At 55.3% G+C, this 12,533-nt stretch carries 9 protein-coding genes; 6 read left to right on the forward strand and 3 right to left on the reverse strand.

Annotated features, from left to right (window positions below; genetic code table 11):
* Positions 1-77: 77 nt before the first annotated feature.
* Together oah and had are read right to left on the reverse strand one after the other, a co-directional pair.
* Positions 78-1,223, reverse strand: a complete 1,146-nt coding sequence (gene oah / locus MWC30_RS09220; protein WP_244083879.1) for a 6-oxocyclohex-1-ene-1-carbonyl-CoA hydratase — start codon at positions 1,221-1,223, stop codon at positions 78-80.
* Positions 1,224-1,381: 158 nt separating this feature from the next.
* Positions 1,382-2,494 (reverse strand): 6-hydroxycyclohex-1-ene-1-carbonyl-CoA dehydrogenase, encoded by a 1,113-nt coding sequence (gene had, locus MWC30_RS09225; RefSeq protein ID WP_244083880.1) that lies wholly within the window; start codon positions 2,492-2,494, stop codon positions 1,382-1,384.
* A 723-nt stretch (positions 2,495-3,217) separates the two neighbouring features.
* Here had and MWC30_RS09230 point away from each other — a divergent pair.
* The 4 genes from MWC30_RS09230 to MWC30_RS09245 all read left to right on the forward strand — a co-directional run bounded on the left by MWC30_RS09230 (position 3,218) and on the right by MWC30_RS09245 (position 8,416).
* The gene (locus tag MWC30_RS09230; protein WP_244083881.1) at positions 3,218-4,369 is read left to right on the forward strand and encodes a sodium ion-translocating decarboxylase subunit beta; all 1,152 of its coding nucleotides are present in this window, start codon (positions 3,218-3,220) and stop codon (positions 4,367-4,369) included.
* 11 nt (positions 4,370-4,380) lie between these two features.
* Entirely contained in the window at positions 4,381-5,112 is a 732-nt protein-coding gene (locus MWC30_RS09235) for a choice-of-anchor U domain-containing protein (protein ID WP_244083882.1), read from the forward strand.
* 634 nt (positions 5,113-5,746) lie between these two features.
* The gene (locus MWC30_RS09240) at positions 5,747-7,708 is read left to right on the forward strand and encodes a PAS domain-containing protein (RefSeq protein ID WP_244083883.1); all 1,962 of its coding nucleotides are present in this window, start codon (positions 5,747-5,749) and stop codon (positions 7,706-7,708) included.
* Between the two features lie 297 nt (positions 7,709-8,005).
* The gene (locus tag MWC30_RS09245; protein WP_244083884.1) at positions 8,006-8,416 is read left to right on the forward strand and encodes a PaaI family thioesterase; all 411 of its coding nucleotides are present in this window, start codon (positions 8,006-8,008) and stop codon (positions 8,414-8,416) included.
* 199 nt (positions 8,417-8,615) lie between these two features.
* Here the strand turns inward: MWC30_RS09245 and MWC30_RS09250 are convergent, their stop codons facing one another.
* Positions 8,616-11,174 carry a DUF6600 domain-containing protein gene (locus MWC30_RS09250; RefSeq protein ID WP_244083885.1) on the reverse strand — a complete coding sequence of 853 codons (2,559 nt, stop codon included), beginning with the start codon at positions 11,172-11,174 and terminating at the stop codon, positions 8,616-8,618.
* A 64-nt stretch (positions 11,175-11,238) separates the two neighbouring features.
* Between MWC30_RS09250 and MWC30_RS09255 the strand changes: the two genes are divergently transcribed.
* Positions 11,239-11,769: a hypothetical protein gene (locus MWC30_RS09255; protein WP_244083886.1), complete on the forward strand. Its 531-nt coding sequence runs from the start codon at positions 11,239-11,241 to the stop codon at positions 11,767-11,769.
* 440 nt (positions 11,770-12,209) lie between these two features.
* Positions 12,210-12,533 carry a zf-TFIIB domain-containing protein gene (locus tag MWC30_RS09260; protein ID WP_244083887.1) on the forward strand — a complete coding sequence of 108 codons (324 nt, stop codon included), beginning with the start codon at positions 12,210-12,212 and terminating at the stop codon, positions 12,531-12,533.

Raw genomic sequence — 12,533 nt, forward strand, 5'->3', positions numbered from 1 at the left:
CCATCCGATCTTGGAGCAGCATGAGCAATAAAAAAGGGGGGCAAAGCCCCCCTTTTTTATTGCTCATGCTGCTGCTTTTACTTCTGCGGTTTTCCGAGAACCTGTTCCATGAAGTTTTCGTCCACCAGCGTTCCCTCGGTAACGAGCTGACGATACTTGAGGAAGTCGATGGTGTCCATATTGGTGATCTTCTTGGTGTTGAAGGCGCCAAAGCCCAGGAAGGCTTCGCCCATCATGTTGGCGGCCAACCAGTGCCTGTTGGGGTTCTTGGCCTGATCCCAGAAGAATTTCTTCTTGTTGCGGATGCCGTCGATGGACATCATGAGGCAGCCGGGGAAGAGGTTTGCAAAGGTCCAGATGATTTTGTCGACTTCGGCGTCGAGAAGCGAGAAATCCACTTCGCCCTTCTTCATCTTCTCGCCTACCCAGGCGCGGGCTTCCTTCAGCTCGTTGCCGCTCTTGAACTCACCATAAACGATCTCACCGTCTTTGACGTACGTATCGGTGATGATCTGGGGGTTTCTCACCCAGTTGCCCTTGTCGTCCTTCAGGACGGGAACTGCCTTGGAAACAAGGTTCTTGGCTTTCATTTTGTAAGCCGACCACATTTCGCAGCTCACGCAGTTCCACATGGCATCTTCGATGCTCAGGAACCAGGGGAGGAAGTCGGAGGAACCGCCCACGGGAGCGGAACCGTGACGGGGACCGGCCTGGCCGAAGATGGCGAGGTCGGAGGTGATGGTGATGTCACAGGCAGTACCGATTTCCTGACCACCGGCAACGCGCATCCCGTTCACGCGGCAGATGACGGGCTTCTTGCACATGAGGATGGCGTCCACCATGTTGTTGAAGAGCTCCATGTAAGCACCATACTCTTCAGGCCGCTTGCTGTAGTATTCGGAATATTCCTTCGTGTTGCCGCCGGTGCAGAAGGAGAAAGGACCGGTACCGGTGAAAACGACTGCCACAACTTCACGATCGGTGGAGGAATTTTCGAAGCCGGCGATGACACCCTTCACCATTTCCGTCGTGTAGGAGTTGTACTGTGCAGGATTGTTGAGGGTAATCCATGCGCTGTAAAGGTTGGGAACTACGTTGCCCTTGGGATCCTTGATGGGTTTCTTCTCATAGACTACGCAGGGAGCTTCGGTTCCCCAATGTTCCTTACCGTACCTGTCGTGATCCTTCTTACCATGCTCCCTGGGCATCCAGCTCAAGCTCATAATATCCTCCTTAAGATGTGCAAACCGTGTAACGTCTCTTGCCAAAAAGGCGCTTTCATTTTCCTGTGGGGCACCCGCCCCAAAAACACAAGACACCCTTTACCGATACTGAAACACCTTGTTACCGAAACCAGCTAATAAAACTCTTTCACCAAAAACTACTTGAAGTCCGGCGTGAGAACGACGCGCTTCGCCGGGGACCCCGCTTTGTGAATTTCGTCGAACGTCGCTGCGATGGTGCTCATGGGCCTTACTTCCACAAAAGGATCGATGACGATCTTCTTGGAAAGGACCATGTCGAGAACGATGGGATAGTACTCGGGGAGGCAGCCCCAGGTACCGATCACTTCCGCATCGAAGGCCATCAGCTTGGAGAACATGTACTCGTTCTTGGCCATGCCGAAGCCCACCAGGATCAGCTTGCCCACGAAGGACAGCAGATCGAGAGCGAGTCCCTGACCCGGCTTGGAGCCCGTTACTTCGAAGATCTTCCATCCGGTGCCGGAAAGGCCCTTGGATTTGCAGAAGGCCTTGAAGTCGCCGACGACATCCTTATTGGTTTTGTCGACGGTGCTGATGACGTGGTCACAGCCATAATCGAGGGCTCTCTTGAGCTTTTCCTCGTTTCTGGCGATGCCGATGACCGTTTTGGCGCCAAGGGCCTTCGCGGTCTGTGCCATGTAGACGCCCACGCCGCCCGTAGCCCCGATGACGATGACGTTGTCGCCCGGCTGCAGATCGGCTCTCTTGGCAGCCTGGTAAGGCGTCGTCACGGCGTCGGCGATGACGGCCAACTGTTCCAGGGCATAGCTCCCGCGATTTTTCACTTCACACAAGTCGATGGTGGGGACAGGAATGTGGCTTGCGAAACCGCCATAGACACCGATGGAGTTGCCGGGCATTTTCTGCGCGAGGCAGCGATTGCCGCGGCCGGTTTTGCAGAGCTCGCATTTTCTACAGGGCATGACCGCGGGAATGATGACTTCCTTGCCGATCCATGCGGGGTCACCGGCGACAACGGTGCCTGCAATCTCGTGCCCGAGGGCCAGAGGCGGCTTGGATACCGTGGGGACCATGTCGTAGAAGTAACCGAGGTCGGTATGGCACACGCCGCACCCGGCGATTTGAACGAGCACTTCACCCTCTTTCAATTCGGGAACGGGAATTTCCGCCATTTCAAGCTTCCCGGGCGTTACCTCTCCGGTTTCCTTGTTCTTTGCCGTAGGCTGAACCATTTGCCACTGCTTGATCGTTTTCGGTAGATCTACCATCGAATACCTCCTGGTGAAAAAATTTGGACAAGGTTGAACTGGGCTTTCGCCCCCTGTATCACGTCATCCTATGGCCCTCGCGCTGAAATGCACGCGTTGACGTGTTTGAGTCTTGCTCGGCACCGCTCATCCAGGCCTCTCACTCCCCAGCATTTCCCTACCCCGGAACAATCCATAAGGATGTGGAAAAGACCGATAAGCTATATTGCGGCTACAACATAGCTTTATGACATACGGATTGTCAACAACTATTTTTTGCCTTCCGTCATCCATGGAAATATCGATTGCCCATAAAAAAAGTTCTTGACTGAGATCCTCATATAGCTAAACTGTAGCTGTTTCGTAGCTTGATATTCCCATTCGAGCCACACAGGCCGGCGCGAGATGCGTGCTCACACGGGTGGGGCCGTCTTGGTCCGGGCTGGTACGACCGCCAGGTTTCCCCTTGGGGAAAAGTTTAGGGATCTGAGGGGCCGCTCCATGAGTACCGTCGCGACATGCGCCACATCCCGTGAACAGGAAAGGAGGGCTGACAAACAAAAGATTTTCTGGCTTGCCTGACTGAACGGAAATTTTCGGACGTTTGCCACTTCTGCTCGAAAGATGCTCGCCTTCGACTCCCGATGCAATTCCTCAGCTCCGCACACACCAGGCTTTCCCGCAATTTTTGAGTAATTTTTTCTGTAAGACTGAGCATCTTCCATTTAAAAAGGAGCTTATGCAATGACTTGGGACTATGTCCTCGAACTGATCAAGAACATTTTGTTCACGCAAACCGGTATTCCCCACGTGGGCTTTGGGCAGGTGATCATGCTCTGCATCGCCCTGTTCTTCCTCTATCTGGCGGTGGCCAAGGAGTATGAGCCCCTGCTGCTCCTGCCCATCGGCTTCGGAATCTTCCTGGTGAACTTTCCCCTGACACCCCTCATGGGCTTTACCGAGCACGGCAATCCGGAGCTCATCAGGGCGTTCTACAAGTACGGTATCGAATGGGAAATCATCCCCTGCGTCATATTTCTAGGCCTGGGCGCCATGACAGACTTCGGCCCTCTCATTGCGAATCCCAAGACCCTCATCATCGGGGCGGGGGCGCAGCTGGGTGTCTTCGTAACATACATAGGAACCCTCCTTCTCGGCTTCAGCCTGAAGGAAGCGGCCTCCGTCGGGATCATCGGCGGCGCGGACGGTCCCACCACCATTTACCTGACAGCGAAGCTCGCGCCGCACATCCTGGGTGCCAACGCCCTCGCGGCCTATTCCTACATGGCCATGGTGCCCCTCATCCAGCCGCCCATCATGCGGCTCCTGACCACTCCCGCGCAGCGCAAGATCAAGATGCGCCAGCTGCGGAAAGTTTCCAAACGGGAAAAGCTTATTTTCCCGTTGATCGGCTGTACCCTGATCGTCCTCCTGGTTCCGGCCATCGCCCCCCTGATGGGCATGTTCATGCTGGGGAACTTCATGAGGGAATCCGGTGTCGTGAAGCGCCTTTCGGAAACGGCTGAAAACGACCTCATGAACATCGTGACCATCTTTCTGGGAGTAGCGGTGGGAGCGACCATGCAGGCCGACAAGTTCCTGAGCTTGAAGCCTTTCATGATTTTCGTGCTGGGGCTGGTGGACTTTGTCATCTGCACCGCAGGCGGCATCCTGACCGTCCACATCATGAATTTCTTCATCAAGAAGGACAAAATCAACCCTCTCATCGGGTCAGCCGGCGTGTCGGCAGTCCCCATGTCCGCGCGGGTGTCTCACGTCGAAGGCCGTAAAGCCGACCCCAACAACTGGCTCCTCATGCACGCCATGGGACCGAACCTGGCCGGGGTCATCGGCTCGGCGGCAGCAGCCGGCATGCTCATTGCCATGTTCAATTAGGAGGAAGGACGATGGATCTGAAAAGACTGTCACAGCTGATTCGGGCATCAAAATCCAAAATGGTGCTCTGTGTGGTTATCCTGATGGCAACAGCCCTCTTTTCCTCAACGTCATGGGCGGCCTTCATCGGAGAGGACCTGGAAATTCCCAAGCCAACCTTCACGACGGAGGGAGAGGTCGTAACAGCCAAGCTCATTCCCCGGGGAAGAAACCTTAGCATCCAGATCGACTTTGCCGTATCAGGAGGAAAGCTGGAGTCGGTGGAAGGCAAACCTTTCGCAGAGGCCGAACGGCCTGAGGTGGACATCAAAGACTTCCGCTCGGCGCTTTTCGTCGTCAAGGCGAGCGGTGTGTCCCCGGGCGGAGAGGTCAAAGTTTCCAGTGCTTCCAACTACTTCAATGCATCGACCGCCTTTTGGGTATTCAATCCCAATGCATCCACTCCGTGGACGGAGGTCCCCGTGACCCACGAGGATCTGGATAACCGGGTTCACAGGATGGAATTCACCGTGAAGGACGGTGGCCCCCTGGACAGCGACGGCAGAGCCGACGGCCAAATTACCGTCATAGGCGGCCCCATGGACGATTTCTGGGCCTATGCTATTGGGACGCTCGTCATCCGCTTTTTCGGGGTTTTCCTGGTGCTGTCGGTGCTGCTGATCGGTCTCAAGATTGCCAGCGGCATTTTCGTAAAAATCGAGTCGAGCCTTGCCGCCAAAGAACCTGCGGAGACGAAGGCTTAAGTACTCCTCCACGCGACGAAGTAACCGATATACGGAGGTCGTCATTCCGGGCCTGCCCTGCAATCCGGAAGAAATGCCGGGTGCCGGCTTTGGCCGGAATGACGACCTGCCACTCGACAAAATACCGGACTGCAGACAACCTCTCAGGTGCCCCTGTTCCCGGCGCAACCTGTCCTCATAAAAACGCTCACCGGATTTCATCCCACTCCGGTGAGCGCCCCAAATCTCCTCTCCACCCTGCATCGAATCTCGGCGACAAATGCCAAAGAAGTGTGTAAAATTTTTGTGTACTCGTTGAGGTTCGGATCTTTTGATTTGATGACCATCTGTTCGTTGTAGGAGCGGCTTCCAGCCGCGAAGATGACGCGGTCGCGGCTGGAAGCCGCTCCTACAAAAGCGAAGCTTTGTATCCTCAATGAGTATAACTCTCATTGCCCGCAAGCATATACTTCACTGGATGCTCAATTCGCGCTCATATGAATATGGACATAGACAACCGACAGGTTCAGTGCCGGTCATCCTGCCTGGGAGCGACGGGATGTCGGCATTTTAGGAGGGTACACAGGGAGAAGAGCCGCTTTTCAGTTTGACCGACTTTTTGCTTCACATCGCGAGAATGGAGGTCCAAACGACAATGGGGAATTCGCCGCCACAAACCACCGAGGATTACCGGGCCGCCCTGGAGGAATTGGAAGCCGCAAACGACGAGCTCCGCCGAAAGAATGAAGAGTTATCGGCCTGCTGCCTGGCTACAGAGGTTGGGGCTGAAAAGTATCGCCGCCTCTTTGAGCTCATTCCGGACGCCTGCATTGTTTCCCATACCGACGGCGTCATCCGGGAAGCCAACCACGCTGCACTGGCGTTATTCAATGCCGTCGATGAGCCTCTGGAGGGCAAACCTCTGGATTCCTTCCTGGCGGAAAAAAATCGCGACGAATTCAACAAACGACTCAGGCAGTTGCAGGCCCAGCAGGAAGTTCATGCATGGGAGGAATCCCTCTTGACTTTAGACGGCAGGGAATTCCCGGCATCCCTCACCGTGAGGATAATCCATGAGACTGAGGGGCATGGGATCGTTCTGTACTGGCTTATCCGGGATCTCACCCAGAGCAGGGAAGCGGCAAAAGCACTCCAGGAGAGCGAAGAGCGATACCGCGTGATCTTTGAGCGCTCTCCCCTGGGAATCACCCACTTTGATCCCGACGGCAACGTGGTCAGCTGCAACAGGCAATTCCTGAACATCGTCGGAGCCTCCAGGGAGAAGGTCATCGGGTTCAACATGTTCCAATCCATCAAGGACCCTGACATGCTTGCGGCATTCATCAAAGCCGTGTCTGGAAGGATTGGCACTTATGAAGGAAATTATCGCTCCGCCACGGGCGATAAGGTCACTCCCCTTCGGGTTCTCTACAGCCGAGTCGCCACCGACGAAGGAAAGCTCCTGGGGACCGTGGGGATCTGGGAAGACATCACCGACCGCAAGCTGGCCGAGGATGCACTGCGGGAGAGTGAAGAGCGCTACCGGGTGATCTTCGAACATTCTCCACTCGGAATCCTCCATTTCGACCAGAAAGGGAATATTGTCAGCTGCAACAAGCAATTTTTCAAGATCACCGGAGGAACCAAAGAGAAAGTCATCGGCCTCAATATGCTTCAATCGCTGCGGGACGAGGCCATGCACGCAGCCGTCGTCAAAGCCTTATCGGGGGAAATCGGCCAGTACGAAGGGGAGTATCGCTCCATCGTCAGCGATAAGCTCATCCCGTTGAGGGTCCTTTACAGTCGCATCACGGCGGACGACGGAGCGCCTGTGGGAGCCGTCGGTATCTTCGAAGACATCACGGAGCGCAAACAGGCGGAAGCGGCGCGCCGGGAGCTCTCCCGCCAGCGCATGGAAGCCTGCAACGCCGTGGCTCTTGAGCTTCGCAATTCATTGATCAAAATCGGATTTGTTTTTCCAGCCATCAATTCGGTTATGAGCTTCCTGCGTGAGCAGTGGGAAATGGAACTGCGCAAGGTCCTGTCGGACGAGGAAGACAAGAGCACCCTCCTCCTTCGGCTGGGGGAACTGATCCTCATGAAGCAGTCCGAGCTCCAGGATCAAAAAGAGCTGCTGCACCTGAGTGAAGAGCTGTTGGCCGAACAGATGGTCGTAGCCAACGTCTTTTTCCTGCCTCAACATGGAAGGGCCTGGCTCGACAACAAAATTCGGCCCAAGTGGCACCGTCTCCTGGCCGAAAGCCGGGCCTGGGATGCACACAAAGACGAAGTCCTGCAGCATTTGAAGCACTTGGAAAGGGCGATCGAGATCGTGGGCGAGGAAGAATACGCCCAAAAGCTCCGCCATATCCCGGACGACCTGCGCGCTCAGTGGCCGAGACTCGCCTATACCGAGTTCTCGAGGGCCAATCTCGGCTTCCTTGAAGACGTTTTGCGCCTACTCGACCATCCGGGGCTTAAAATCAAGCACAGGCAGCAACTGAGCAAGCTGCTCACCGCCCTGAAGGCGCTCGCGGATATTACCTCTCTCGTGGAAGACCGGATGAATCGCATGCTTCTGGCTCTCAGGAGCGGCGAGACGTTCGAGGGAGATTGAGATGGAGATGAAGCGTTGTTCCCACCTGTAATACTGCGAACGGTTCAAATCTTGACTTTCGTAGGAGCGGCTTCCAGCCGCGATTCTGTTGGGACCCGGCTATTTTTTTTGTCGCGGCTGGAAGCCGCTCCTACAGGATCACCAACAAGTCGGCATCTCACCCGTTTGGAGTAAAACATCGCCCATTGGGGCACCGGAGGAGTAGAGCTCATGGGGCAGGATTCTTACAGGCGCCTTCCCAGCCGAACCAGTGACAATTGTTTTGCGTGTGGCCAAAATCACCCCTCGGGCTTAAGGATGACATTCTTCACAGATGGAGAGAAGGTTCTGTCGTGGCCCAGGGTCCCGAAGCATTTGAGTGGCTGGAGCAACCTGGTCCACGGAGGCGTCATTTCGACCATGCTGGATGAAATCATGGGCTGGGCCGCTGTCCGTCTCTTGAAAAAAATGTCCCTGACCCGGTCCATCACCGTCGATTTTCTGAAGCCGGTCTATGTGGATGAAGAACTGACCCTTGAAGCCGGTGTCAAAGCAATGCACGGTGACCGGGAAGCCCTGATGGAGAGCTCTCTTCGCAATGGAAAGGGTGAGTTGTGCGCTGTCGCTGTTGGGACATTCGCTCTCTTTGCCTTTGATGCCATTCGGAAGCGCGCCATCGTGGACAATGAGCTCCTGGACGAATTGGAGCGCCTCGTTTCCGACCCATGAAAATGCTCCACGCAATTTGTACTCAGATTCAAGGCTGGAGCTAATAAGTCGGCATCGTCGGGTAGGGCGCATTTTATGCACCATCCGCATGCACCCTGTTTCGTCATTCCGGCTGTCTTTAGCCGGAATCCAGTTTTTCGCTGGGCTGGATTCCGGCTTAAAGACTGCCGGAATGACGAACAAACGAATTTGCAGACAGTTACTGAGGGCTTCCACCTCCCCATCGCGGAGACCCCTTTTGTCGGAATTCAGAATTCTGTTGACCCTGAGGGGCTCCCCCCTGCTCTCTCCGGACGCGTGGGTCCTGGATGGGCTGAACATTTTGCGCCTCTTCAGCGGGCTGGTTTCTTCGGCGCTCGAACTTGCGATTCCGGTCCTCATTTCGCATCACTTCATTCTGTCGGCTCCCTTCGGCCGGCGTCCCACCTTGCGGCCTGTTGCGCTGGAATCTGTAGCGCTGAGCCTCATTCTGCACGGGTAGTCCGGCAGCAGGCTGCTCCGGCTGTGCTTCCCGCCTCATCTGTTGAAATCGGTTCCGCTTCACGTCGGGGACAGAAACATCCCCCTGGGGTTGAGCCGGTTGCTCCGGGCGACCTTCACGCTCCAACCGCTGAAATCGGTTCCGCTTGGCATCGGGAACTGAAACATCCCCCTGGGGTTGAACCGGCTGCTCCGGACGACCTTCACGCTCCAGCCGTTGAAATCGGTTCCGCTTGGCATCGGGGACCGAAACATCCCCCTGGGGTTGAACCGGCTGTTCCGGCCGACCTTCACGCTCCAACCGCTGAAATCGGTTCCGCTTCACGTCGGGGACCGAAACATCCCCCTGGGGTTGAACCGGCTGTTCCGGGCGACCTTCACGTTCCATCCGCTGAAATCGGTTCCGCTTCACATCGGGGACAGAAACATCCCCCTGGGGTTGAACCGGCTGCTCCGGACGACCTTCACGCTCCAGCCGTTGAAATCGGTTCCGCTTCACATCGGGGACAGAAACATCCCCCTGGGGTTGAACCGGCTGCTCCGGACGACCTTCACGCTCCAGCCGTTGAAATCGGTTCCGCTTGGCATCGGGAACCGAAGCATCCCCCTGGGGTTGAGCCGGCTGCTCCGGACGACCTTCACGTTCCAACCGCTGAAATCGGTTCCGCTTCACATCGGGAGAGGGAGCATTCTCCTGGAGCACGGAATCTCTCTGGAGGTCGCCGGATGTTGCAGGTCGCCCGAAGCGGGCACCCTCTCGTCCCTGGCTTCCAGGCCCTGTGGCGCTCGCACCCTCTCTTCGCATTCTCTGGTTTCGCTTCAATTCCTTTTGTTCGAACTGAATTTCGCTCCCCGGGCGATTCACGGCGTCAGCGTTGACAAGCCATTTGGTCACCTTGGGCGTATGGATTCGATCCATCCGCTCGGCATTTCCCGGCCGCATCCGTTGAACATCCCGCTCTATGCTGCGGGGATTGGCACGGTCTGCATGCCTTGCAATCGCCTCATTGTGCTCGATCCTGTTGAGCACATTCTGATGCGGTTTTCTGGAAACGGGAGCATCTTTGAAACGATATCTTTCTTTCATGCTGTCAAAGTTGTTGATCATCCTGTTGCTGACGACCGGCGCTCCCCTGTAGTCATTGATGATGGTCGTTTTGTTAATATTGTTGATGCGTACGTTGTGATAGTTTTTGGCCCGATAAAAATGATCGCGATCGACAACGACGGCCCGGTCGGCATAACGGTATCGGTGAGGATCGATGGTCACCCTTTCGAGATCGCCCGGGTGGATGACCGACGCATGCCGTCCCCAATGGCGGTGTCCGTAGTAGACCTCCCTGGGTGCCAGGGGGAACCAGCCCACATGACGGTCCCTGTGAATCCAGGCGACTCTTCCCGGATACCAGGCAAAACCGATGCCGACCGCAGGGGCGACATTCACACCCACGCTCACCACGGGTGGAGCCCAATACCAATCATCATCCGCATAGACCCAGTTGCCGTAATGGTGTGTCACATATCCGAAAGGCTCCTCGGGAACCCAGCAATTGTCCCCATGGTAGACAACCCATCTCCCTTCGCTGAAAGGAGTCCACCCGGCACTCACTCTGGCCGGACGCCAGAACTGGTGATAGTCCCCGTCGTAATAAACTCGCTCCCACCGCCCATTGTCATCCAGTTCGTAGGCTTCGTCACGCAGGCCTTCGGGCAGATAGCGCACGGATTCTCCCTGGACCTCTGTTCTTTTTCGCCATAGGTCGTCGCGATCTTTGTTCCAGTCATCCCAGTCCGCATCGACAACCCCCTGTCCCGAAGAGACGTCGCGGCTATCCGCGATGAGTGAGGACGAACCGGAAACGTCATAGCGTGTGTTGTCTGCCTCGTGGATAAAATCAACCTTCCCTCTGAGGGGAATGACCTCCACCGAGCTATCCCCCACATAAAGGTCGAAGCTGGACCCGGCCGGTGCGACCACATAGCCGAAAGGAGTGGTTGCCTTGACGACACCCCCTGTTCCATTGTTGTAGAAACGGGCAACACCCGATGCAACGTCGACTTCGGTCACCTTTTCGTTCAAGGCGAGGAGCTGGATCTGAGTCACACCGCCCATCCTGATCCAAGTGCCGTTGGGCATGATGAATTCCGCTTTGGCATTGTCATCGGAATACAGAGCATCATCCAGGCCGAAGGGGACATCTTCAACGGTCGCCTCCCAGTCTTTCTCCTCGGGAACGTAGCGCAGCAAATCGCCTTCCACGTAAGAGATGCGCCCCACCAGAACCCCATCCTCTTCATCACCCCTCTCGGCAGAGAGTGCGGAGGTTGCAGGACATGTCGCAATGCAAAATATCAATAACGTGAAGAACAGCCTGCTCAACCGTGCCATTCTTTTCTCCTCTCAAAAAAGGCTTTTACAGAACACTCATCCATTCTATTGCCTGACGCATGAAGCAACGCCTGTACCAAGAAGGAATGTCTCTGTCATTTTAGATCTTTTTCGAGAGATCGGCATCCCCGGCATTCCTTTCGGTGGCATGTCGATGCAGCACAGGGGAGGTGCTCCATGGCGGAAGGAACAGGATGGAGGCCAGCTGAAACGAACAGTGGCAAGGGAGACCAACAGGATCTGGCATGATCGAGCCCCGCGACACAAGGTTCCCAGGTACAGGGCAGGCCGCTGGCTGAGTTACGCTTTTTGCGCAGCCGAGTACGATTCCTGCACGCTCAGGATTGGCGCAGAGCAATCTGCTTTGGATCCGGCAGCAAGGTGGAAAGTGGAAGAAAGGATGCTGAAGTTATCGCACTCACAGGAAGGAACGGCTGATCCAGAACTAAGCGTCGCTGCAGGGTTATCCACCTTGCCAAATTAGGCGCAGTGAATAATCGGCACAGACATCAACAATGTTCATCTATTGGTTTTTACTTGAATATTGTATCTCGCGGGAGTACCCTCGCTTCCAACATGGACTGCCCGGAACACTGGACGCGAACGAGCATCTGTCCTGAAAGGAAAGCAAAGATGAAACCGTCTACGTACAACTCGCTTTTTCCTTTTTTGAGCAGCCTGATGCCTGCCGAGTTTCTGCTACCCGTTCCTATTGCCCTGGCAGATGAATATGAGATGAGGATGGTCTGAGACTCTTTTAGAATCACCAACGACGAGGCAGGGACAGATCGGATCCAACTCAAAGGCCTTTGGCACATTCAACACCTTCCAGAGAAGGCATTTGATAAAGTTTCACTATCTCCCAACCCCCTTGATCGTTGGCGTTACCCTTATTCACTGGATGCTTTCGAAAGGAGCAAACTGATGAAATGCCCCGCATGCGATGTTCATCTTTTGATGACCGAAAGACAGGGAGTCGAAATCGATTATTGTCCCCAATGCAGAGGGATTTGGCTGGACCGTGGGGAACTGGATATTTTGATCGAGCGATCAAAAACCGCTGGCGGCGGAAGACCGGCCAATCCCATCCAGCAGCAAGGAGAGGAATATCGCAGAGAGCCGTACCATGACGAGCGTCGCTATTATGATGAGCATCACCGAAGCGGGCATCGTCAGGATGAGCATTATGGAAAATCTGGACAGCGGCGCAAATCCTTTTTGGAAGATCTGTTCGATTTTGGCGACTGA

Origin of the sequence: Desulforhabdus sp. TSK (assembly GCF_022836495.1) — a bacterium.
Lineage (GTDB): Bacteria > Desulfobacterota > Syntrophobacteria > Syntrophobacterales > Syntrophobacteraceae > Desulforhabdus.